Here is a 23,189-nt window from a genome sequence, read left to right as displayed (position 1 = left end):
GTCTGAGCCAGTTATTTTCATCTTTTCATTGAGCCTGAGAAATGTATCCGTTTGCAACGCACTATTTGTTGAATCCGGCATTCTGAATACGGTCGCGAAAGGAAACGCTGAATTTTTGATCCAACTGCACCACGACAAGGGGTCGAACATGAAAATCACCGCATTTCAGATGCAGGCGGGCGGCACCCCCCAAGACCGTTAGACCCGGTTGGAACGGGCCATGCGCGATGCCAAGGCAGAGGGCTCCGATCTGCTCGTCGCGCCCGAGTTGGCCATTTCCGGATATGGCGCGAGGCAGAACTGGGGACATTGGCGCAGCCAAAGGACGAGCCCTGGGTACAAAAACTGCAGCAATTGGTGCGCTGATCTCGGCGCAGATAGATCCGGCCAGATATGAAAAGTCCCGTTCAGACAATCCTTATTCGTCGGACACGCTAACGCTTGACCTTACGCGCCCGTGACACGGATTCTTGCAACCCAATTGATCATACACTTCTAGTGTTTCGAATATTGAATTTCGGGTCGCACCAGCATTTGGAAAGATTCTGTTGGTGAGAAGTTCGTAAGGAAACTCGGGCCACGTCTTTCGCATTTCAGTAACAAGTTGTCGCGCAGACTCTGAGTTTCCTAATTTGTTTTGCGCAACAGCTTGAAACAGCAATGAAGGGGCGCTGACAGGGGCGCCGGCGGCTGGAGCGCCTTGAAAGGCTTCGACAACACTTTCGTAATTCCCGAGCATAAGCTGCGAGACCCCCCAGATGTTTCTTGCGCCAAATCGGCCAGATCCCGTTCGGGGTCTCTCGGGGTTGCTGACTTGGGCTGCAAGCTCGGGTGCATTGGCAACAATGGCCGTTATTCCAACAAGATCCAAAACATGGCCGTCCGATGGGGTCAGTTCGATCGAAATCTTCGCAAATTTCAAAGCGTCGTTTGACTGACCGCTTACAGCCAATACCCATCCATTTGCAGCATTCGCCCACGCATCAGTTGGGGATAATTCAAGCGCCTTCCCTGACATTTTCGAAGCTTGGCCAATAAGCTCTTCTCTCTGCGCTTCATCCGGTGACAACAATGCCAGAGTCGCCAAAACCTGCGCCGATCCGGCGTAGCCGTCGGACAGCGCAGGGTCGAGTTCGGTCGCGTGCTGGAACATTCCTAGTGCGATCCGCTGACGTTCAGCGTCAAAGACGGGGAAAAACATGCCGCGCGCCTGATCCGCAAGGTTAGACGCCTGCAATCGCGTCAAAGACTGCTCGCCAAGTGCGGCTCGTTCCGCTTGCTCTCTGAAATTGGATGTTGGCATAGACTCGTTGCGTTCCAAGCCGAGCCAAATCCCAAGGCCAGCGACAGAAGCGAGAGCCCCAAATCCGAAAAGCAATGCGCGCCAGGAACGCCGCGCAGCACCTTTGTGCGTTCTAACATTTTCGGTGCGATCTTCAGGCGGGGCCTCGTACGAAAATCGAGGTTTGTAGCCGCCAGGATCGACAAATATCTGAACGCCGGTACCATCCCAGTGGTCGTCATAGTACTCACGCAGTAATCGACGCAGCCGTCTGGCTTCGACACGAACAAGGTTTTGACCGCCAGAACCGTCAATGCGGCGCCCATAGACCTCGACAGCGATTGCTTTACCCCGAATCTGGGGGCCGCGACCCGCGATAGTTTCCTCGACAACGTAGGTAAGAAACTGCTGGAGGCGGGGCGAAGCCTGAAACTCTTCGCTTGATACAACACGCGCGAGTGCTTCGCGGACAAGATCCGGCGACGGCTGCCCAACATCTTGATCTATCTGCAAATCATTGACTGTGTTCAAGGCAAACTCACCCCCAACTCACGGTGACTCACTTGGCCGATGCGGTCAACCACACTCATCTGGATGTGAGAATAGATAGTGGGAACCGGGATTTATCCAGTGGCGGTGGATCTGATTGAAGAGATACCAGAACTTTCCGAAGTGCTTTCAGGGCGTATCAAAGCGGATGCGTTGCTGAAAGAAGTCATCGAAGACCTACGGAAGGTTTCGACGCAATTGGATGACGTATCCATCACAGCCTCAGAGCGCGCGGAATGGGCCCACATCAAATCTGAACTCGTGAACGAGCTTCGCCGGATGGTGAAGCGCGATCCTCGTAGCATTTCCAATTGAGGGCATGGCCATGACAAAAGAAGACAACAGCAAAGATATTAAGAACAATCCGAACCAGCAATCTGACGAAATCGAAAACCCTTCACGGCGGCACGTTATTCAGGGGTTGGCCGCAGGTGCAGTCGCAACCGGAGCGGTCAGTTACGGTACAGGCGAAGCGCAAGCGCACCAAGGCAATGGACCACTGGGTGAAACCCTTAAGAACCCTTACGGCGGCAGGCCTGCCGGGGGCATCACTTTGCCAGAGTATTTTCGCCCCACGAAATACATGACAGGCTCGAACGCGAACTATTTCCCGCTGTCCGAGGAACTCGGGCCTGACGAGATGCGGATTTCATTCTGTGGTTCAACTCCATTTCCACCCCGTGAAGATCAGGCCGGGACATGTATCATGGTGGAATTGGGCAATGGAAAACGGTTCTTCTTCGATTTCGGATCGGGCTGCGTTCGCAATATCATCGGGATGCAGGTTCCGGGTCAGTTGATCAATGACATCTTCATCACACACCTGCATGTCGATCACTACGCCGATATTCCTTACATCTACCCATTCCGGGCGTGGTCAGGTGGATACACACCTCTGCGCATTCACGGCCCCTCTGGTCGGACGCCCGAACTTGGTACTGCCGGAATGGTAAAAGGCATGCAACAGATGCTCAAATGGCATCTGGAGGCATTTGACGTTTTCCCAATCGGGGACGGGTACGAGATCGACGTAAATGAATTCGATTTCCGTCAAGAAGGCGGCATTGTCTATGACGAAGACGGCGTCACGGTTCGGTCCTGGCCGCGCAGTCATGCCAAGGACGGCGCTGTTGGCTATCGTTTGGATTGGAACGGCCTGAGCTTTGTTTGGACCGGCGATGGCCGTCCCGATGAACTGAGCCTTGAGTACGGCAAAGGCGTCGACGTGTTTGTCACCGAAATGTCCGGTCAGGATATCGGTCAGTTGATGACCTACAAATACGGCCTGCCGCAAGAACTGTTCAACTACACAATCGATACCCACCACACCTCGCACTATGCGGTCGGTAAGATGATGGCTGAGGCGCGCCCACGGCTTGCAATGGTAACGCACTATACGCAGGACGAGGACATTGATGCCGAGATGCTGGCGGGAATCCGAGCCCACTATGACGGGCTATTCGCTTGGGGGTTGGATGTCGCCGTCGTAAACGTCACAAAGGATGCAATCTGGTATCGGAAGGCAACGCTTCCGGGAAAATCCGGCTCGGTCGCGCCATTCCGCGAATTGGGCAAAATGGAAGCCGAAGGCAGGATCACCTTGCCGGACGAAATCAAGCCACCGGCACCCCGGTCATCACGGGCGGAACAGCAGGACCAGAAATACCGCGATATGGAGATTGATCCCAAGGAGTACTATCCAGCCGACGTGTTCCGGGCCCCCAATCCAGAATGGCCCAGCGATTTCGTCATCAAGGTCGATGACGTCATCCCGAACCGCAAGAAAAAGGCGGAGTAACTACATGATCGAATTCGGCTCGGCATCCGCAATCCCTGTTACAATCCTTACCGGCTTTCTTGGGGCCGGTAAGACAACACTTTTGAACCGTATCCTGACAGGCAATCACGGGCTGCGGGTCGCGGTTCTGGTGAATGACTTTGGATCCATCAACGTCGATGCTGATCTCGTTGTTGGCCTTGAAGATGATGTGATGAGTCTGGCGAATGGCTGCGTTTGCTGCTCGATCCGGGATGATCTGATTGAGACTGTGGAATCCGTTCTCGCCCAGCCTGAGAAACCGGAATACATCGTTCTTGAAGCAAGTGGCGTATCGGACCCGTCGTCAATCGCAATGACGTTTACGGATCAGCGGTTCCAGGACATGATCCGCCTGGACAGCCTCATGTGTCTTGTTGATGCGGAACAATTATTTGCCGCGCCGGAACAGATGGAACTCAAGCTTCGTCAGATCGCATTTTCCGACATGGTTATTTTGAACAAGGTCGATCTTGTCGACAGGGCCACAGTTCAGAAGGTGCATGATTGGCTTGGCTCTCGTTTCAGGCGATATCGTCTTGTCGAAGCCGTCAATGCGAACGTCCCACTGGACATACTTCTTTCCGTTGGCCGCTTTGCGGCAGAACAACTTGAAGCAGAGATACCTGATCATCATGAACATGGCCCCGACTGCGACTGTCGTCACACTGATCATTCAGACAGCTTTTCGACGATCATGATGAAAGTTGAAAACCCGATAAGCCTGTCATCTCTTCGAAGTGCTATTCGAAAGCTTCCCGGCAACGTCTATCGCCTGAAGGGTTTTGTCTTCAGCCAAGAGGATCCGGATCATCGCATCCTTGTACAAGTCGTCGGAAAGCGTATGGACATCGCACGGGATGGGGCGTGGGGCAGCCGAAAACCCGAGACAAGGCTCGTCGCAATTGGCGCACCGGGCGCCCTTTCGGAACACGCGCTTTCCGATGCGTTGTTGGAAACCGCATAGCGGCACGTGAAGGCACCTTCCGATTCGCGCATCTGCTGAAAGCTTTGTTCCTGAGTTTTTGACAAAATGGCTTATGCGTCAGCAGCAAATGCCGCCTCCTGGGTCAGCCCCTTCACCGGGGCTCCCCTAACGATCTCTACACCCAAGCCGCATGCACCATTCTTGCCCACAGGTCTGAGTTTAATCCGTCGGCCGACGCGCACTATCGAACGGTTTAAGATGATTTGAAGGGGGTGCGTTTCGTCGATGCTTGCGCGCGCGTCAACGCAGGTTCATCCCGCTCACGCCTCAATGGCTGGCGCTAAAACCCAAGCCATAATCTTTATCTTTTGGGGATTTACGCCGTCGGGTTTTGGCCAAGAAGCAAGCCTGAACCCACTTGGAAAATCGAAAGATGTTCGGGCCTTTTTTACGCGTTCCTGCCGGGAACGAAATAACTCTTGACGCTTCACTGGCTTATGTGGTTTCGTATATGAAACCGTTTTACGGTGAACCGTTTTGATCAGCGAAGGGAGGCGCTGTGATGACGAAGCAAGAATCTGCTCTGCGTGCGCAACAAGGAACCGAAAGCCAGATCACCGTGTCCCTCAACGGGATTGGCATGTCGTTTTCGGGCGTGTCCGTTCTTCGAGATGTCGACTTGGTTTTCGACGGCGGTGAAATCCACACACTCATGGGTGAGAATGGCGCGGGAAAAAGCACGCTGGTCAAAATCATTTCCGGCGTACAAAAACCAACATTTGGAAAATTCCAGATTGATGGTGAGACGGTAGAACTCGACGCCCCACGCGATGCCGAAAAACACGGCATCGTCATCATGCATCAGGAGCTGAGCCTGATTCCGGAAATGACAGTGGCCGAAAATGTCCTGCTTGGGCATGAGCCCCGGAAGTTCGGCGCGTTCATCAACCGCAAAGCGCTGAGAGAGAAGGCAAAGAAAGCGTTGGCCCGATTTGGCTTTACGCTGGACATCGACACGCCGGTCAAAGATTTGCGCGTGGGCGAGCAGCAACTTGTCGAGATCGCCCGCGCCTTGCTGATGAATGCGCGGTTGCTGATCATGGATGAGCCGACCTCGGCCCTGTCGCAGGCCGAGGCAGATATTCTGATGGAGGTTGTGCGTGACCTTGCCCTGCAAGGTGTTGCCGTTGTCTACATCTCACACCGTATGGATGAGGTATTTGAAATCTCAGATCGGGTCACTGTATTGCGTGACGGGGACCTGATCGGAACACGGCTGGCCTCAGAGACGACCTCGGCTGAACTAATTCGCATGATGGTCGGTCGCACGGTTGAGATTAACGCAGTTGAACGCCAGAAACCGGCAACGGATGAAACCGTATTGCAGGTTGCCAACCTTTCGGCCTGGGACGGAAAACGCAAGGTGCTGGACGATGTTTCATTTGATCTCAAGCGCGGAGAGATTCTGGGTATCGGCGGCCTTTTGGGGGCGGGTCGGACAGAGTTGCTTGAGACATTGTTCGGCGCAAGGGGCGCCAGTTACCAGGGCGAAATTACGCTGGAAGGCCAAAAGCTTCGACCCGTTAAACCGCAGGATGGGGTGCGCAACGGGTTGGCCCTGATCACAGAAGATCGCAAAGGCAACGGTCTGATCCTTGATCGCTCGATCTCATCAAACGTGGCATTGCCGTTGATGCCTTTACAGTCCCGATTTGGGCGGTTTTCCGAGGCCGAGCAGCGAAAGCAAGCCCTCCAGGCAATCGAAACACTCAAGGTTGCGGCTACTGGCCCCGAGCATCCGGTTGGAAAACTCAGCGGGGGCAATCAGCAGAAGGTGGTTCTGGGCAAATGGCTGGCAACGCAGCCCCGTGTCCTCCTGCTGGATGAGCCCACACGCGGTATCGACATCGGTGCCAAGGACGAAATTTATGACCTGGTCGGACGACTGGCAGATCAGGGTATCTCGGTTTTGTTCGCAAGTTCCGAGCTGTCTGAGTTCATGGCCGTCTGTGACCGTATGATTGTGCTGTGCGAAGGCCAGATGGCGGGAGAGCTTTCCCGAAAAGAAATGTCCGTGGATTCAATCAAGGCCCTGGCGATGCAGTTCCGCTAACTGCCCCGGCCCACAAAAGAGAAAAGACATGACCGTTATGGAACCCAACAGCCCGACAGTGAAACAAGACCGCCCTAGTGCGGCGATGTTCATGCAGCTACTGAGCAAGACCAAACTATATTGGGGACTGTTCGCCCTGATCCTTTTTGGTGCGCTGACCTCACCCCTTTCTTCCAAGGGCAACAACATCTTTCTGTCACTGGGCAACCTGACAGACATCCTGCGGCAGGTGTCAGTCACCGGGATTGTCGCAGTCGGCATGACGATGGTGATCTTCATCGCTGGCATTGATCTATCTGTGGGGTCTGTCATGGCTTTGGGCACGGTGATCTGCGCCATGCTGCTGACGCAGGAAGGCTGGACAGCAGCCAGCTATTTCGGCGTTCCCGCCACGGGGATCGTCCTTTTCGTGACGATCGCGGCCCTGATCTATTTCGTCCAAAGCAACCTGAACCGCACTTCTGAAACCGCAGCGACAACAAGCGCGCCTTCGCGGATGCTGAGCCGTCTGGTCGCCGCTGCAATTGCCATCGGCGTAATGGTTTGGTTGGCGGGGCAAGTGATGCCAAAGTTCGGAGTGCTGGCTGTGCTGATCGTGGTGCCTTGTATTGGCGCCGTCATGGGCACGGTGAACGGCGCGCTGATCGTCTATGGTCGCCTGCAGCCCTTTATCGTAACGCTGGCGATGATGGTGGGCGCGCTGGGTCTGGCGCGCGTGATCGCGGGGCAAGATACCGCTGTCTATCCAGTCTATACCGGCAGCAACGCAACCGAGAATTTCGAAGTGCTGCGTGAACTGTTGTGGGGGGTTCTGCCTGTGCCGGGCTTGTTCTTTCTGGCGGTGCTGCTGATATTTTTCCTGATCACGCGGTTCACAACCTTCGGCAGCTATCTGATGGCCATCGGCGGCAATGAAGAGGCCGCGCGCCTGGCAGGCATCAATGTGGGCCGCAACAAGATCATCACCTATGCGCTGGCGGGTGGTCTGTCGGCGCTGGCCGGGGTGCTGTATGTGGCTCAGTTCCGCCAGGGCAAACCCGATGCCGGGCTTGGTTTGGAACTGGACGCAATCGCAGCCGTTGTGATCGGTGGCACCAGCCTGATGGGTGGTCGTGGGGCCATCATGGGCACCTTCGTGGGCGTGCTGATCTTCGGTTTCCTCAGCAACATCCTGCAACTCAACAACATAGACAGCAACACGCAGCTGGTGCTGAAAGGCATCATTATCGTGGTCGCCGTCCTGCTTCAGGAAGGGCGATTTGAAGAGATCTTTGTCATGGCGAAAGAGCGCCTGGGCAGAGGGAGGAGGCTCTGACCTCAAATCTTGGCGGACCAAGGTCAGAGCAATCAGAACGCGGGAATTTGGAGAAACCCGCATCATGACTAAGGAGTAGACTATGAAAAGAAGAACATTTGGCAAGGGCCTGATGGCCGCTACCGCGCTCGCGACTTCATTTTCGGCATCAATGGTACTGGCGGCTGATAACTATGTGATCGGCTTCTCGCAGGTGACCACGGTCGAACCATGGCGGGTTCAGTTTAACAAAGATCTACGCGCCGAAGCGGATCTGCACGAAAATGTCGAGCTGATCATTGCAGACGCCAATGACCGCACCGAAAAGCAGGTTGCGGATGTTGAGAACTTTATCCGTCAGGAAGTGGACGCGATCCTGATCTCGCCCAAGGAATCCGCCGGTCTGACCGGCGTGGTCGAGCAGGCAACCGATGCGGGCATCCCTGTCTTTGTGTTGGATCGCAACGTGGATACCGACAAATTCGTTCAGTGGGTTGGCGGCGACAACGAACTGATCGGCCGCGAGGCAGGCAAGTTCGCGCTGGACCAGTTGGGCGGTGCAGGTGCAGCCAAAGGCACCATCGTCGAGATCTGGGGTGGTCTGGGAACACAAGCCGCGCATGACCGCGCCAACGGCTTCCACGAAGCCTTCGACGGCGAGGACGGCGTGACCTTCCTGCTGGATCAACAGTCGGGCGACTGGAAGCAGGATCAGGCCTATGACATCATGTCGACCGCCCTGCGCAACTATGAAGACATCACCATGGTCTACGGCCACAACGACCCGATGGCCTATGGTGCATATCTGGCCGCCAAAGACGCAGGTCGTGCGGATGACATCATCTTCATTGGTGTTGACGCGCTGCCGGGCGAAGGTGTGACCTGGGTCGCCAATGGCGAGCTGTCGGCCACCTTCCTGTACCCGACCCCCGGTGCCGAAGGGCTGCGTCAGGCACTGAAACACCTGAAAGGCGAAGAAGTACCGAAGTCGGTCGTCATGGGCACCGAAGCAATCACTGCCGATAACGCAGGTGAGGTCCTGAAGAAGAACGGGCTTTAAAACCGATCAGACCGGTTTCCTTTCTCCTCCCTGTCGGGGTGGCCGGTCGGACACGCAGGGGCTTGCGCCCCTGCTGTCTTTTTTGAGAAAGCTTAAAAAAAGGTGGTACGAATGTCCGAACAAAAGACAAAACTCCAAAAATACTCCGCTCCTGCTCTGGAGAAAGGTCTGGATATTCTTGAGTTTCTGTCTCTGTCGGACACCGCCCCTACGCTGTCTCAGCTTGCGCAGGGAATTGGTCGATCAAAGAATGAAATCTTCCGCATGATGATCGTGCTCGAAGAACGCGGGTATATCGACCGTCAGGAGGGTGATCTGTTCAAGCTGACTGGAAAGCTTGCCCTTTTGGGTGGAGACAGGACAGACAACAGCAAGCTGGCTGAACTAGCTGAACCTTACATGCATCGCCTAGCCGAAGAAATTGAGCTGTCAAATCACCTTTGGGTGCCCAATGGCAAAGACGATCTGATTGTGATCAACAGTGTTTCATCCTCTCAAAACTACGGCGTCACTGTACAAGTCGGCTACACAACGCCCGTGTTTTCAACATCCGCCGGGGCGTGCTTTCTTTCAGAGTTGGCTTCTGACGAAGATCGGCTGGCATACCTCCGACGGATAGCAGGCGACGAAAATCCTGATGCTTTGCAGGAGTTTTCCGATCAAGCTGCAGTCTGTGCGGACCAGAATTACATCTCGCTCGGAAGTGTTGAAAGCAACGCTATCCATGAAATTTCGACCCCAATCCGGCATGGCTCGGGCGAAACGGTGATCGCGTCCCTGACAATCCCCCATTTCGCATCAGCCCTGATCGACAACCGGCGGGAATTTGTCATTGAGGCTCTCAAGCAAACCGCGGCGCAGCTACAGGCAAGTGTCGCGACACGAATGCCGCTGCCCCGTACCCCCTGGCATCAATTCGCTTGACCTTGGATCAAAAGCTATCCGGCCCACCCAAGAGGCAGGCCGGACAATTTTCGTGAGTGGTAGTCTTTAATCGTACAGAACAGCGGCGATCTTGGGATCGTCGATGTTAGACGCATCGTAGTAGTAAAACCCGGTATCAATCAGGGCAGGTACTTCTTCCCCTTTAAGGGCAGATACTGCCGCTTTGACGGTCTCATACCCGATACCCACTGGGTTTTGAGTAATTGCGCCAGCCATCAGTCCGCTTTTGATTGCGTCTTTCTGGGCTTTGCCGCTGTCATAGCCGATAATGACCAAACCTTCGGTGCCCAACTCCTGAACGCCGTTTACAACGCCGATGGCAGAGCCTTCATTTGTGCCAAAGATGCCGTTCAGATCAGGGTTTGCTGTCAGAATCGCCTTGGTCACCTCGGTCGATTTCAGGTGGTCACCCTGACCGTACTGCACCGTGACAACTTCGATATCCGGGTATTTTTCCGCTATCCGGTTCACAAAGCCATCGCGACGGTCGATACCTGTCCGGCTTGTCTGGTCGTGTGCTACGACTGCGACTTTCCCTTTGCCGCCGATTTTCTCGGCCATTTTGTCAGCCGCAAGCCCGGCAGCCGCAAGGTTGTCCGTCGTCGCAGTTGAAAGTGGAATGTCGCTGTCGACACCACTGTCGAAAGCGATGATCGGAATACCCTTTTCGTTGGCCTGCTTCAGCAGCGGAATTGCAGCCTGGCTGTCCAGTGCGGCAAAGCCAATGGCCTTGGGGTTGTTGGCCAACGCAGCCGCCAGCATGTCGATTTGACGGTCCACCATCGTTTCATTGTCCGGACCTTCAAATGTGATGGTGACGTCAAACTCGTCCGCGGCCTGTTCCGCACCGGACTTCACCGCCTGCCAGAACTGATGCTGGAAACCTTTGGATACCAGCGGGATATAGATATCCTCAGCGACAGCCATCGAGGCCGGGCCTGCAATCGTGGCCGCGCTTAGCGCACCCAATAGGAAACGACGTGTAAACATGTTTTTCTCCTCCACTGTTTGTCGTTTTGTCATTGTCTTGTTCAACCGGATTTCTTGCGCCGCGCCATGTCGGCATAGACGGCCAGAATGATGATCGCGCCGGTGACAACGGTCTGCCATTCCTGAGCCACGGACAGCACCCGCAGCCCGTTGGTCAGCACTGCCATGATCAGTGCGCCGATCAGCGTACCCAAGATGGTGCCGCGCCCACCCGACAGCGATGTACCACCGATGACCACGGCCGCGATGGCCTCAAGTTCGTATCCCAGACCCAGTGCGGGTTGGGCCGAGTTCAGGCGTGAGGCGATCAGGATGCCGGCAATACCGCAGATCGCCCCGGCAAGGGCATAAATGCGCATCTTCCACATATCGGTGTTCACACCAGAAAGCCGAACTGCTTCTTCGTTCGAGCCAAGCGCAAAAGTGTAACGGCCCAGAACCGTGCGCCCAAGAATGTACGACGCTGCAATCGCCACCAAAAACAGGATCAGCACGCCGTTGGGGATGGGTAACGCCGGGAAGACCTCTCCGATCAGCGACCCGCGCGAGATCAAGTCAAAGCCCGGTGTGTCGTTGAAATAGATTGGCCGCGTGCCCGAAATTACCAGCGACAGACCCTTGAGGATCAGCATCATCCCAAGCGTGGCGATGAATGGCGGAATTTTCATCTTGGCAACGAAAGTGCCTGAACAAAGCCCGCAGAATGCCCCTGCCGCAATGGCTGCGGCAACCCCCAGCAGCAATGGCATGCCCAGATAGGTCAGGACCACCCCGGCGATCACAGCGCAAAACGTCATCAGCGTGCCAACCGACAGGTCAATCCCGCCAGTGATAATGACCAGCGTAGCCGCCACGGCCAGCACCCCGTTGACCGAAGTCGCCTGGAGAATGGCGATCATGTTCGATGTCTGCATGAAGTTGGGCGATGCAATGGAAAAGCCGATTAGCAGGACAATCAAGCTGGCGAACGCGAGCAGTTTTTGATAGGCGCCGCTGTCGGACAGCCCTGCGAGTGGTTTTTTCTTTTCTATGTCTGTTGCGGTAGTCATTGGACTGTCCCTGTTACCTGCATCGCCGCCGCGCGCTGCGTCGCCAGATGCATGATGTCTTCTTGAGTGGTGTCTTTGCCGCCGGGCAGAATCCCGGTCAGTCGCCCTTCGCACATCACTGCGATGCGATGGCTGAGGCGCATGATCTCGGGTAGTTCCGATGAGATCACGATGATCGTCTTGCCCTGTTCCGCCAATTCTTCCAGCAGTTTATAAATTTCGGATTTCGCACCGACGTCGATACCGCGTGTTGGTTCGTCAAAGATCAGGATATCGCAGTCCCGCAGCAGCCATTTGGCGATGACCACCTTCTGCTGGTTGCCGCCCGACAGTAGGCGAACTTCCTGAACATCCGAGGGGGTTCGAATGCCCAGTTGCTGAATATAGCTTTTGGCGGTGTCGCCGATTTCGCTGTCGTTCAGAACCCCACCTGCGCCTGTGAACAGATCCATCGAGGCAAGCGCAATGTTGTCACGCACGTTCATACCCGTGGCGAGGCCGAAGTGTTTTCGATCCTCTGACAGGTATCCAATCCCGGCTTTGACGGCGTCAGTTGGTGATTTGATCGACACCACTTGACCATGTACCCGTATTTCACCTTTTTCCTTGGCGTCAGCCCCGAAAATAGCACGCGCGACTTCGGTACGTCCTGCGCCCATCAACCCGGCGAAACCCAAAATCTCGCCCTTTTGGACCGAGAAACTGACGTCCTGAATCTCAGTGTCCCGGCTCAGGCCGGTGACCTGCAAGGAGATCTCGGCATCACCCAGATCAGGGACGTCCAGCGGTTCTTCCTTGACCTCGCGCCCCACCATCATGGCGATGATCCGACTGATCGGGGTTTCGGCAGCATCAACCGTTCCGACGTATTCGCCATCGCGCATAACCGTTACGCGATCCGAAATCTGTTTTAGCTCGTCCATCTTGTGACTGATGTAAACGACACCCACGCCTTCAGCTTTGAGGCGACGGATGATCACAAACAACTCAGCGATCTCGGCGTCATTCAACGCGGCCGTTGGCTCGTCCATGATCAGCGCCTTGGACCGAAACGACAGCGCCTTGGCGATCTCGACCATCTGTTGCTTTGCAATCGTCAGGCTGCCGACCAAAGCCTTCGGATCAAGGTTCAGGTTCATCGAGGCGAAGATTTCGGCTGTTTGCGCATTCAAAGCCGCTTCGTCCAATCGGCCAAAGCTCTTGCGTGGTTCTCGCCCAATAAAGATATTCTGCGCGACAGTCAGGTCGTTCATCAGGCTCAGTTCCTGATGGATTATCCCGATGCCCAGATCCTGTGCCTCACGCGGGGTTGTCGGACTAACGTCACGCCCTTCAATCTTTAGGGTTCCGCCGTCGCGCTGATAGATCCCTGACAGGATCTTCATCAACGTGCTCTTTCCGGCGCCGTTCTCACCCATCAACGCATGGACTTCGCCCGGTTCAAGATCGAACTGCACGGATTTCAGCGCGTGCACACCAGGGAAGAATTTATCAATCCCCGTCATTTCGACCAGTTTATTCATTTTCCCTCCCATGTGACCCTCTCCCTTGGGCCCAACGCGACTACATCACCGCGCCGATTTGCCAGGGGACAAATTCAACGCCCCCAAAGCCAAGTTCCTCACTTTTGGTTTTCTCGCCCGAGGCAACCCGGATCAGCATCTCGAACAATTCCTCGCCCTTGGTTTCGATACTGACCCCGTCGGTGACGATGTCGCCGCAATTCAGGTCCATGTCATCGGCCATGCGCACATACATTTCCGAATTGGTTGCCAGCTTGATACAGGGCGTCGGCTGATATCCGGACACCGATCCACGGCCGGTCGTGAACACAATCAGGTTGGACCCCGAGGCCACTTGCCCAGTCACCGAACACGGATCAAAACCTGGGCTATCCATGAAGACGAACCCGTTTTTGTCGACTATCTCGCCAAATTTATAGACATCGCGCAGAGGCGCAGTACCCCCTTTGGCAACGGCCCCAAGCGACTTTTCCAGAATGGTCGTCAGCCCGCCGCGCTTGTTGCCGGGGCTTGGGTTATTATCCATCTCGCCGCCGTTGCGCGCGGTGTAATCTTCCCACCAGTGGATGCGTTCGATCAGCTTTTCGCCAACTTCGACCGTCTCTGCACGTCGAGTGAGCAGATGTTCCGCGCCGTAGACTTCGGACGTTTCCGACAAGATCGTCGTACCGCCATGGCGCACAAGCAGGTCTGACGCATATCCCAATGCTGGATTCGCAGTGATCCCTGAATACCCGTCCGATCCGCCGCACTGCATTCCAACCGTGATGGCACTGATCGGCGCTGGTGCGCGTTCAACCTGATTGGCCAGCTCTGCAATTCCTCGAAGCTCTTCCAATCCCCGCTCGATAGTGCGGCGCGTTCCACCCTCATTCTGAATGGTCATGTATCGCAAGGCACCGTCAGCGCGAATTGGGCGACCGCCGACAAGGTCAGCCACCTGCATGACTTCGCATCCCAGGCCAATCAGCAGGATACCCCCGAAATTCGGATGCTGCGCGTAACCGGCCAGCGTCCTGAACAGGGTGGCATAGCCTTCGTCCTTACCAGACATTCCACAGCCGGTCCCGTGCACGATCGGAACCACGCCGTCAACATTAGGGAAATTGTCCAGCAGCCCGGATTTTTCCGCAGCCTCGGCGATGAACCGCGCGACGGAACCCGAGCAATTCACGGTCGTCAGAATGCCGATATAGTTCCGGGTGCCCACCTTGCCGTCGGTCCGATGATAGCCGTCGAAGGTTCGCTCCTCAGTCAACGCCGGCAAGGGCGCATTGGCACTGGCATACGCATAGTCCTGCTGATGCGCCCCCATGCCTAGGTTGTGCACATGGACATGCTCGCCGGGCACGATATCGCATTTGGCCTGCCCGATGACTTGACCATAACGGATGATATTCTGTCCGGCTAGGATTCGACTCACGGCAATCTTGTGGCCCCGAGCGACTGACGCGACGAGCGGCACAGGAACAGGTGCGGGTTGTTCACCCGCTTCCAAGTCCCGCAAAGCAATGACGATATTGTCTTGAGGGTTGAGCTTCACGACATCACGCGTCGCCCCTTCCAAAACATTTGTGCCGCTATGTGCTTGCATCTTTTCCCCGCTTGCTTGGGCAATGTTGCTAAGCTCCAAATCTGTACTTGTCAACTAACATGTTAGAATGTTAATTTGCCAAGCATGAATAAACATCAAGACATAGATGCCGCGCTGCTGCCCGAGATCACGACAACCGAAGGATCGCTGACGCAGCGGGTTCACCATTCATTGAAGCAGGCGATTCTGACGCTGGATTTCCCGCCCGGAGCAAACCTCAGAAAGGCACCTGTGTGCGAAAGGCTGGGTGTTTCACGTGCGCCGGTTGCCGATGCGATAGCGCGGCTGGCCTCGGAAGGGCTGGTGGATGTGGTGCCGCAATCGGGAACCCGCATATCGTATCTTTCGATGGACGAAATCCGCGAAGGCGTCTTCCTGCGTGAAGCGCTTGAGCTTGCAACGGTGGCCAAGGTTGCACGCGACCTAACCGAAGAACAACGTAAACTCATTAGCCGCAACATGCGTCTGCAAGAGCTGTTGATCGAGGATGAAGATATCCCCGGGTTTTATCAGGCAGACGAAGAATTCCACGGCCTGTTGATGGAATTCACCGGCTTCCGCCGCCTTGCGGACGTCGCGCAGACAGTGTCCCTGCAGGTCAGTCGCGCCCGAATGCTGTTGCTGCCCTCGCCGGGCCGGATCGCGGAAACGATGGCAGAACACCGAGCAATTTTCGATGCGATCAGCAATCGCGACGAGCAAGCAGCGCAAGACGCCATGCGGGCCCATCTTGGGCAACTGATGCCGCGTATCGAGCAGTTGCAACAGCAAAAACCACACTTGTTTAACCTTCCAACACAACTCAATCGCGAGGCAGGATGACCGTTTCTCAGACAGAACTTCTGAACAATCGCACCACACGGCCCGTTCCCCTGACCCAAATGGGTTTTGGCGGCGCACCGTTGGGCAATCTGTACCGCAAAGTTTCGGACGAAGACGCACAGGCGGCTTTGCAGGCAGCCTATGACGCAGGCATCCGGTTTTTCGACACCGCACCACAATACGGGCTAGGCCGGTCAGAACACCGGTTTGGAGAGGCAATTGGCCGATTTGGGCGCGAGAACATTCAGCTTTCGACCAAAATTGGACGCCTGCTGCTGGATTGCGAACCACATGAGGTAACGCCCGAAGCCTTTGTCGATGTGCCGCAGAAGCGGATTGTGTTCGACTATACCTACGATGGGGTAATGCGGTCGTATGAAGCCAGCCGCGAACGGATCGGCGTCGCAAATGCAGATATCCTGTTGGTTCATGATGTCTGTGTATTCAGCCAGGGCAGCCAGGAAATGTCGGACGCAAAGGTACGCGAACTGTTCGATGGCGGCGGATACAAAGCCCTCGTAGAACTGCGCGATGCCGGTGAGATCGCAGCAATTGGCGCGGGCGTAAACGAATGGCAGGTTTGCGAAAAGCTGCTTGGATTGGGGGATTTTGACGGGTTCCTTTTGGCAGGCCGCTATACCTTGCTGGAACAGGAAGCCCTTGACAGTTTTCTGCCGCTTTGCGCGCAGCGCGATGTCGGCATCATTCTTGGGGGGCCTTATAATTCGGGCATTCTGGCCACAGGGGCGGTACCCGGTGCCAAGTACAACTACGCGGACGCACCCGAGGACATTCTGGATCGGGTTCGCAAGATCGAAGCCGTCTGCACAGCGCACAATACGCCGCTGATTGCTGCAGCCCTACAATTCGTACTTGGCCATCCATGCGTCAAAACTGTCGTGCCCGGCGCCGTCAGCGCGTCCGAAGTACAATCCAACGTTGCCTTGATGGAGCGCGAGATTCCTCCGGGTCTGTGGTCTGATCTCAGGTCCGAGGGTCTGATCCGGCCGGACGCTCCGCTACCAAGCGAGGCCGCAAATGCTGCGTAACATCGACCCCATCCTGTCACCAGAATTGCTGTATACTCTCAGGGCTATGGGCCACGGGGACGAGATCGTTATCGCTGATGCGAATTTCCCGGGCTCGAGCAGCGGTCCTGACTGCATTCGGGCGGATGGATCTTCGGCCAGTGAAGTGTTGCAAGCTGTGTTGTCCGTAATGCCGTTGGACACCTTCGTTCCTGACCCGGCGTTGACCATGCAGGTTGTAGGTAATCCGCAAGCAGTTCCTGACGCAGTCGCGGACTTTCAGCGCATCATCGATACGACCGCCGATAACCAGGTCAAGGTGCAGGGCTTGGAACGGTTTGCATTCTACGACCGTGCTGCCAAAGCTTTTGCCGTCGTGCAGACAGGCGAGCGCAGGCTCTATGGCAACATCATCCTGAAAAAGGGTGTGATCGGATGAGGATCGACGCGCACCAGCATTTCTGGGCTTTGGCGCGGGGCGACTATGGCTGGCTGACCGCTGAACTGGGCCCGATCTACCGGGACTTCGCACCGGACGACCTTTTGCCCTTGCTTAAGGCCGCCAAGATCGAAGGTACTGTCCTTGTCCAGGCCGCGCCGACCGTGGCCGAGACCGAATACATTCTATCGCTGGCCGATCAGAATGCATTCATCAAAGGCGTTGTTGGTTGGGTCGACTTTGAAGCAGCCGAAGCACCCGCGCGGATCGCTGAACTGGCGGCCCACCCCGCTCTGGTCGGCCTTCGCCCTATGATACAGGATATCGACGATCCCCTTTGGATGCTTGGTGACACGCTGGCCCCAGCTTTTGAGGCGGTGCAACATCATGATCTGACATTCGACGCCCTGACATTGCCTCAGCACCTTGGGCCGCTCAGGACGCTTCTTGAATTTCTGCCCAACATGCGCGTGGTTATCGATCATGGGTCGAAACCGTTGATCAAGGATGCAATCATAAGCGATTGGGCTGACAACATGGCAGCGTTGGCCAAAGAGACCGCCGCTTGGTGCAAGCTGTCCGGCCTTGTGACCGAAGCCGCCGCAGACTGGTCTGTCGAAGACCTGCGCCCCTACGTGGATCACCTGCTGAACACTTTCGGGCCCTCGCGTCTGATCTGGGGCAGTGACTGGCCGGTATGCACCTTGGCCAGTAGCTATGAGCGCTGGCTTGAGACAACCGATGTACTGCTGAACCAACTCAGCGATTCAGAACGCGAAGCAATATTGGGCGGAAATGCCGCCCGCGCCTATAACCTCAGGGAATGACATGACTGTACCGAATTTGGATTTAGACGGGCTTTGGCTCGGGCGGATCGAGCGTGCCGGGATTGGCCCCTGTGTCGTCACTCTGCGTGATGGGAATGTGGTCGACATCACGTCGAAAGCCGCCCCAACTGTCCGGGATATTCTGGAACGCGACGATGCAGCCGATTATGTGCGCACTGTTCGAGGCGAAGATGTCGGCCCGCTGGACGCAGGCCACCAATGGCTCGCCCCATGCGACTTGCAGGCGGTAAAGGCGTGCGGGGTCACATTTGCCGGGTCGATGGTCGAGCGCGTGATCGAGGAACAGGCCGCCGGTGATCCGGCCAAGGCCGAGGCGATCAGATCGCGCATCGGAGACCGGATCGGAGACAGCCTGTCCAACATCGTACCCGGGTCAGATGCCGCGGAACAAGTCAAGCAAGCACTAATCGCCGAAGGTCTCTGGAGCCAGTATCTTGAAGTTGGGATCGGCCCCGATGCAGAAGTGTTTTCCAAGGCGCAGGTTCTGTCCTCGGTTGGGCATGGCGCGGATGTTGGCCTCCACCCGATTTCAACCTGGAACAACCCCGAGCCAGAGGTCGTTCTGGCGGTGACCTCGCGCGGTGAAATCAGAGGGGCGACCTTGGGTAACGACGTCAACCTGCGTGACGTTGAAGGTCGCTCGGCCCTGTTGCTAAGCAAAGCCAAAGACAACAATGCATCTTGCGCGATCGGTCCAATGATCCGGTTGTTTGATAACGGATTCACCTTGGATGACGTTCGTCAGGCTGAATTGACGCTGACTGTCACCGGACCGGACGGGTTTGTACTGAATGGCAGCTCCTCGATGTCACAGATCAGTCGCGATCCCGCCGATCTTGTGAAGCAGACGATTGGACGCCACCACCAATATCCCGATGGGCTGATGCTGTTTCTCGGTACGCTCTTCGCTCCGACCCAAGACAGGGACACGCCTGGCAGTGGATTCACGCACAAACTTGGCGATGTCGTCACCATTGCCAATGACCAACTGGGCGCGCTGACGAACACCGTGCGCCTGTCGACAGACTGCCCCGAATGGACTTTTGGGGCGTCACACCTGATGCGAAACCTGGCCCATCGCGGCCTGTTGTAAGAAAGAATTCATGATGTTGACCGGAAAACACCTGATCGCTGGCGAATGGGTCAGTGCAGACACGACTTTTGCCTCTGAACCCGCGCATGGGCCGAGCCATGATTTTTCTGTGGGCACGGCAGCACTTGTCGATACCGCAGTCGAAGCGGCAGAGACCGCATTTGCCACCTTTGGCTGGTCCTCTCGCACCGAGCGCGCCACGCTTTTGCGCAAGATCGCAGATGAGATTGACGCGCGCGGAGATGCCATCACCGAAATCGGCACACAGGAAACCGGTCTGCCCGAAGCACGGCTGCAGGGCGAACGTGGCCGCACCGTTGGGCAATTGCGCCTGTTTGCCGATCACATCGAGGCCGGAGATTATCTAGACCATCGCCATGACCCCGCGATGCCCGACCGTGCCCCCCTGCCCCGACCGGACCTGCGGATGATCCAGCGCCCGTTGGGTCCGGTGGCGGTATTTGGAGCGTCGAACTTTCCGTTGGCCTTTTCGGTTGCCGGGGGCGACACGGCCGCGGCGTTGGCCGCAGGATGCCCCGTCGTCGTCAAAGGACACTCGGCCCATCCCGGCACCGGCGAAATCGTCGCGCAGGCCATCGACGCCGCGATCAAGGCGACCGGCGTTCATCCCGGCGTGTTCTCTTTGGTTCAGGGCGGCAAACGCGATGTGGGCAATCGCCTGGTACAACATCCATTGATCCGTGCGGTTGGCTTTACCGGAAGTCTGGCCGGAGGGCGCGCCCTGTTTGATCTATGTGCGCAGCGTGACGAGCCCATCCCGTTCTTCGGAGAATTGGGGTCGGTCAATCCAATGTTCGTGCTGCCGCAAGCCGCCACCGCCAGAGGGGCAGAGATCGGCACCGCATGGTCAGGGTCTCTGACCATGGGGGCCGGCCAGTTCTGCACCAATCCCGGCATTGCCGTCATCGTCGATGGCCCTGATGCTGATGCGTTTCAGGCCGCTGCCAAAACCGGCCTGTCCGCAGTGGCCGAGCAAACCATGCTGACCGACGGGATCGCCGCCGCCTACCGGGACGGTGTATCCCGCGTCGCGGCAGGGACCGGGGTTTCCAAAATCATCGGGACTGCGTGCGAAACCCGCGATGCGGCCCCTTATCTGTTCACCGTTTCGGGCGAGGATTGGCTATCCGACCACAAGTTGCAGGAAGAGGTCTTTGGTCCACTGGGAATTATCGTGCGCGTAAAGGGCACCGCGCAAATGCAACAGATTGCACGCTCTATCGAAGGGCAACTGACCTGCACGCTGCACCTCGACGAAGACGACATGGCGGACGCTCGTGCCCTGTTGCCTTTGCTGGAACGCAAGGCGGGACGCCTTCTGGCCAACAGCTTTCCCACGGGTGTTGAGGTTTGCGATAGCATGGTTCACGGCGGCCCCTACCCGGCCTCAACCAATTTTGGCGCGACTTCGGTTGGCACGTTGTCCATCCGGCGCTTTTTGCGGCCCGTCTGCTATCAGGACATCCCGACGTCCCTTCTACCCGAGCAACTATAAGGAACCGCGCATGACATCCAGACAACCCTCCCTTCGTCTTGCGGGTAAAACTGCCCTGATCACCGCCGCGGGCCAGGGCATTGGCCGGGCAACTGCCGAATTGTTTGCGGTCGAAGGGGCACGTGTAATCGCCAGCGACATCAATGAGGCTTCACTGGCCGAATTGGGCACCATTCCCGGTATCGAGCCGCTTAAGCTGGACGTAACGGACAATGAAGCCGTGGCAACAGCTGCGGCCAACCTGCCAAATCTGGACGTTCTGTTTAATTGCGCAGGCTTTGTTGCCAGCGGATCAATTCTGGAATGCAGCGAAAAGGACTGGGACTTCAGTTTTGACCTCAACGTCAAAGCAATGTTCAGGCTGATCCAGCTAACCCTGCCCGGAATGCTCAAAGAAGGTGGCGGGTCGATCATCAATATGTCGTCCGTCGCATCATCCATGAAGGGCGTACCGAACAGGTTTGCCTATTGCGCATCAAAAGCGGCCGTGATCGGCCTGACCAAGTCCGTCGCTGCCGATTTCGTAACCCAAAAAATCCGGTGTAACGCGATTTGTCCGGGGACGGTCGACAGCCCAAGCCTGCACGACCGTTTGCGCGCGTCGGGTGACTACGACCAAGCAATGGCTGACTTTATCGCGCGGCAACCGATGGGCCGGATCGGCAAACCGGAAGAAATAGCCGAACTTGCACTGTATCTCGCAAGTGACGCCAGTAGATATACCTCGGGACAACCATTCGCAGTCGACGGCGGTTGGACCATCTGAACGGAAAGGGACCATGAAATGAAACTGCTGAGGCACGGAACTGTGGGGGCAGAAAAACCCGGCATTCTGGACGAGGACGGCAATATCCGCGACCTATCAGGCATCGTTGACGATATCTCAGGTCCGGTTCTAATCGACGAAAGCCTGAACCGCTTACGGGCTGTAGACGTCGCCAACTTGCCGCTTGTTGCGGCAGACACACGTATCGGGTCCTGCGTCGGACACGTGGGCAAGTTTATCTGCATTGGCTTGAATTATGCCGACCACGCCGCTGAAAGCGGAATGGCATTGCCGGATGAACCCGTAATCTTTTTCAAGGCGACATCGGCTATCATCGGACCCAACGACACCGTGGAAATCCCGCGCAATTCAGTCAAGACCGATTGGGAAGTGGAATTGGGCGTCGTCATCGGGAAAGAGGCAAAATATGTCTCAGAGGCCGAAGCTCTGGATTACGTGGCCGGATATTGTGTGATCAATGATCTATCCGAAAGGGACTTTCAGTTGCATCGTTCAGGTCAGTGGGTCAAAGGGAAGTCCGCAGACACTTTCGGCCCGATCGGCCCTTGGCTGGTCACACGCGACGAAGTACCAGACCCGCAGAACCTGCCGATGTACCTAGAGGTCAACGGGCATCGGTATCAGGACGGGTCGACAAAGACGATGCATTTCGGCGTCGCGACCGTTATTTCGCATCTGTCGCAGTTCATGTCCCTGCAGTCGGGGGATGTCATCTCAACCGGAACACCGCCGGGTGTTGGCATGGGTCAAGACCCTGCGACTTATCTGAAACCCGGTGACAAGATGGAACTAGGGATCGAAGGGCTGGGCATTCAACGGCAGAACGTTGCAGCCGGATAAACCGGCTTTCGAACCCGGAAAACACCTTTGCATCCGAGCCGCAAACCATGTGTTCGGGGCAATCCTTCCAGCAAGTGTTCCCACAGATTAAATCAAAATAGGAAATTCAAGCAAGACGGCGCATCCGACTAAATGTGGTCAGTGGCAGGCCGCTTGACCTGCATACATCCCCAGACCCGCGCCGGCTGCGGTAGACAAAGCCTTGCCTGTTCCACCACCGAACCGGTTCCCAACCACTCCACCAAGTGCGGCACCGCCCAGAACACCCGCAGCGCAGCGCGCGTCATGCTGTAGTTGGGCCTGAGTTGGCGTTGTTGGGGCCCCACATGCCGCCAAGAACAACGATCCGCCAACAATGCTGGTCAACACCACCTTTTTCATCCTGATCGCCTCTGATTTTGTCCAATGGGATACCCGATTAGGTGGTCCGTGAGCGGTTTCCCTGCAAGGCTCCAACCGCAATATTAAGCAACCGTAATCTTATCTTAATGTACTCACTTGGCGCTGAGCTTCTCACTCAATGCGCGCAAGGGTGAGGATTCAGGGTATTCGTCATTTTCGTCCTGCGTGTGCGACCCCTCTCACAGAGTTTGGATCAAGGTCGCACCCCGACTGGATTTCACCGCTTCAGGATCGAAGCCCCAGCGTATTCGGCGACCTCGCCCAGCGATTC

At 56.3% G+C, this 23,189-nt stretch carries 22 protein-coding genes; 15 read left to right on the top strand and 7 right to left on the bottom strand.

Annotated elements, in window-relative coordinates; genetic code table 11:
- Positions 1 to 61: 61 nt before the first annotated feature.
- The gene (locus GOX75_RS18390; protein WP_171125556.1) at positions 62 to 310 is read right to left on the bottom strand and encodes a hypothetical protein; all 249 of its coding nucleotides are present in this window, start codon (positions 308 to 310) and stop codon (positions 62 to 64) included.
- 108 nt (positions 311 to 418) lie between these two features.
- Complete coding sequence (locus tag GOX75_RS18385; protein ID WP_171125555.1) at positions 419 to 1,813, bottom strand: hypothetical protein; 1,395 nt, start codon at positions 1,811 to 1,813, stop codon at positions 419 to 421.
- Positions 1,814 to 1,912: 99 nt separating this feature from the next.
- On the opposite strand from GOX75_RS18385, the gene GOX75_RS18380 reads away from it, so the two are divergent.
- The 7 genes from GOX75_RS18380 (at position 1,913) to GOX75_RS18350 (ending at position 9,966) form a co-directional block, all read left to right on the top strand.
- Positions 1,913 to 2,146 (top strand): hypothetical protein, encoded by a 234-nt coding sequence (locus GOX75_RS18380; RefSeq protein ID WP_171125552.1) that lies wholly within the window; start codon positions 1,913 to 1,915, stop codon positions 2,144 to 2,146.
- Positions 2,147 to 2,156: 10 nt separating this feature from the next.
- Positions 2,157 to 3,629, top strand: a complete 1,473-nt coding sequence (gene gntH / locus GOX75_RS18375; RefSeq protein WP_171125551.1) for a guanitoxin biosynthesis MBL fold metallo-hydrolase GntH — start codon at positions 2,157 to 2,159, stop codon at positions 3,627 to 3,629.
- A gap of 4 nt (positions 3,630 to 3,633) precedes the next feature.
- The gene (locus tag GOX75_RS18370; protein WP_171125548.1) at positions 3,634 to 4,614 is read left to right on the top strand and encodes a GTP-binding protein; all 981 of its coding nucleotides are present in this window, start codon (positions 3,634 to 3,636) and stop codon (positions 4,612 to 4,614) included.
- 523 nt (positions 4,615 to 5,137) lie between these two features.
- Positions 5,138 to 6,688, top strand: a complete 1,551-nt coding sequence (locus GOX75_RS18365) for a sugar ABC transporter ATP-binding protein (RefSeq protein ID WP_171125547.1) — start codon at positions 5,138 to 5,140, stop codon at positions 6,686 to 6,688.
- Between the two features lie 28 nt (positions 6,689 to 6,716).
- Complete coding sequence (locus tag GOX75_RS18360; RefSeq protein ID WP_217354452.1) at positions 6,717 to 8,003, top strand: ABC transporter permease; 1,287 nt, start codon at positions 6,717 to 6,719, stop codon at positions 8,001 to 8,003.
- A gap of 82 nt (positions 8,004 to 8,085) precedes the next feature.
- On the top strand, positions 8,086 to 9,042 hold the full coding sequence (locus GOX75_RS18355) for a substrate-binding domain-containing protein (protein WP_171125545.1): 957 nt from the start codon (positions 8,086 to 8,088) through the stop codon (positions 9,040 to 9,042).
- A 111-nt stretch (positions 9,043 to 9,153) separates the two neighbouring features.
- Entirely contained in the window at positions 9,154 to 9,966 is an 813-nt protein-coding gene (locus tag GOX75_RS18350) for an IclR family transcriptional regulator (RefSeq protein ID WP_171125543.1), read from the top strand.
- 66 nt (positions 9,967 to 10,032) lie between these two features.
- Here GOX75_RS18350 and GOX75_RS18345 read toward each other — a convergent pair whose 3' ends face one another.
- The 4 genes from GOX75_RS18345 to GOX75_RS18330 are packed head-to-tail and all read right to left on the bottom strand — an operon-like array spanning position 10,033 to position 15,143.
- Entirely contained in the window at positions 10,033 to 10,977 is a 945-nt protein-coding gene (locus GOX75_RS18345; RefSeq protein ID WP_171125541.1) for an ABC transporter substrate-binding protein, read from the bottom strand.
- Positions 10,978 to 11,018: 41 nt separating this feature from the next.
- A complete protein-coding gene (locus GOX75_RS18340; protein ID WP_171125539.1) occupies positions 11,019 to 12,026 on the bottom strand; it encodes an ABC transporter permease in 1,008 nt (335 codons plus the stop codon).
- The gene (locus GOX75_RS18335) at positions 12,023 to 13,549 is read right to left on the bottom strand and encodes a sugar ABC transporter ATP-binding protein (protein WP_171125537.1); all 1,527 of its coding nucleotides are present in this window, start codon (positions 13,547 to 13,549) and stop codon (positions 12,023 to 12,025) included. The genes GOX75_RS18340 and GOX75_RS18335 overlap by 4 nt, the downstream gene beginning before the upstream one ends.
- A gap of 40 nt (positions 13,550 to 13,589) precedes the next feature.
- The gene (locus tag GOX75_RS18330; RefSeq protein ID WP_171125536.1) at positions 13,590 to 15,143 is read right to left on the bottom strand and encodes a UxaA family hydrolase; all 1,554 of its coding nucleotides are present in this window, start codon (positions 15,141 to 15,143) and stop codon (positions 13,590 to 13,592) included.
- Between the two features lie 84 nt (positions 15,144 to 15,227).
- Here GOX75_RS18330 and GOX75_RS18325 point away from each other — a divergent pair, with 84 nt between their 5' ends.
- Genes GOX75_RS18325 through GOX75_RS18290 form a run of 8 tightly spaced genes read left to right on the top strand, consistent with a single transcriptional unit; the run spans position 15,228 to position 22,516 of the window.
- Positions 15,228 to 15,965, top strand: coding sequence for a GntR family transcriptional regulator (locus GOX75_RS18325; RefSeq protein WP_254428843.1), 738 nt, complete (start codon positions 15,228 to 15,230; stop codon positions 15,963 to 15,965).
- Positions 15,962 to 17,014, top strand: coding sequence for an aldo/keto reductase (locus GOX75_RS18320; RefSeq protein WP_171125530.1), 1,053 nt, complete (start codon positions 15,962 to 15,964; stop codon positions 17,012 to 17,014). Before GOX75_RS18325 ends, GOX75_RS18320 begins: the two co-directional genes overlap by 4 nt.
- The gene (locus tag GOX75_RS18315; RefSeq protein ID WP_171125527.1) at positions 17,004 to 17,432 is read left to right on the top strand and encodes an RbsD/FucU family protein; all 429 of its coding nucleotides are present in this window, start codon (positions 17,004 to 17,006) and stop codon (positions 17,430 to 17,432) included. Before GOX75_RS18320 ends, GOX75_RS18315 begins: the two co-directional genes overlap by 11 nt.
- Complete coding sequence (locus GOX75_RS18310) at positions 17,429 to 18,259, top strand: amidohydrolase (RefSeq protein WP_171125526.1); 831 nt, start codon at positions 17,429 to 17,431, stop codon at positions 18,257 to 18,259. The genes GOX75_RS18315 and GOX75_RS18310 overlap by 4 nt, the downstream gene beginning before the upstream one ends.
- 1 nt (position 18,260) lies before the next feature.
- Positions 18,261 to 19,373 (top strand): fumarylacetoacetate hydrolase family protein, encoded by a 1,113-nt coding sequence (locus GOX75_RS18305; RefSeq protein ID WP_171125524.1) that lies wholly within the window; start codon positions 18,261 to 18,263, stop codon positions 19,371 to 19,373.
- Between the two features lie 13 nt (positions 19,374 to 19,386).
- On the top strand, positions 19,387 to 20,889 hold the full coding sequence (locus GOX75_RS18300) for an aldehyde dehydrogenase (NADP(+)) (RefSeq protein WP_171125742.1): 1,503 nt from the start codon (positions 19,387 to 19,389) through the stop codon (positions 20,887 to 20,889).
- Positions 20,890 to 20,899: 10 nt separating this feature from the next.
- The gene (locus tag GOX75_RS18295) at positions 20,900 to 21,655 is read left to right on the top strand and encodes an SDR family oxidoreductase (protein ID WP_171125521.1); all 756 of its coding nucleotides are present in this window, start codon (positions 20,900 to 20,902) and stop codon (positions 21,653 to 21,655) included.
- 18 nt (positions 21,656 to 21,673) lie between these two features.
- Positions 21,674 to 22,516 (top strand): fumarylacetoacetate hydrolase family protein, encoded by an 843-nt coding sequence (locus tag GOX75_RS18290; RefSeq protein ID WP_171125519.1) that lies wholly within the window; start codon positions 21,674 to 21,676, stop codon positions 22,514 to 22,516.
- Between the two features lie 138 nt (positions 22,517 to 22,654).
- On the opposite strand, the gene GOX75_RS18285 is transcribed toward GOX75_RS18290, so the two are convergent.
- Positions 22,655 to 22,897 (bottom strand): glycine zipper 2TM domain-containing protein, encoded by a 243-nt coding sequence (locus GOX75_RS18285; protein WP_171125516.1) that lies wholly within the window; start codon positions 22,895 to 22,897, stop codon positions 22,655 to 22,657.
- Positions 22,898 to 23,189: the final 292 nt, after the last annotated feature.

Origin of the sequence: Ruegeria sp. HKCCD7251 (assembly GCF_013031165.1) — a bacterium.
Classification (GTDB): Bacteria; Pseudomonadota; Alphaproteobacteria; order Rhodobacterales; family Rhodobacteraceae; genus Ruegeria.
Note: the sequence above shows the minus strand (reverse complement) of the source record. Positions and strands in the feature narration are given on the sequence as shown.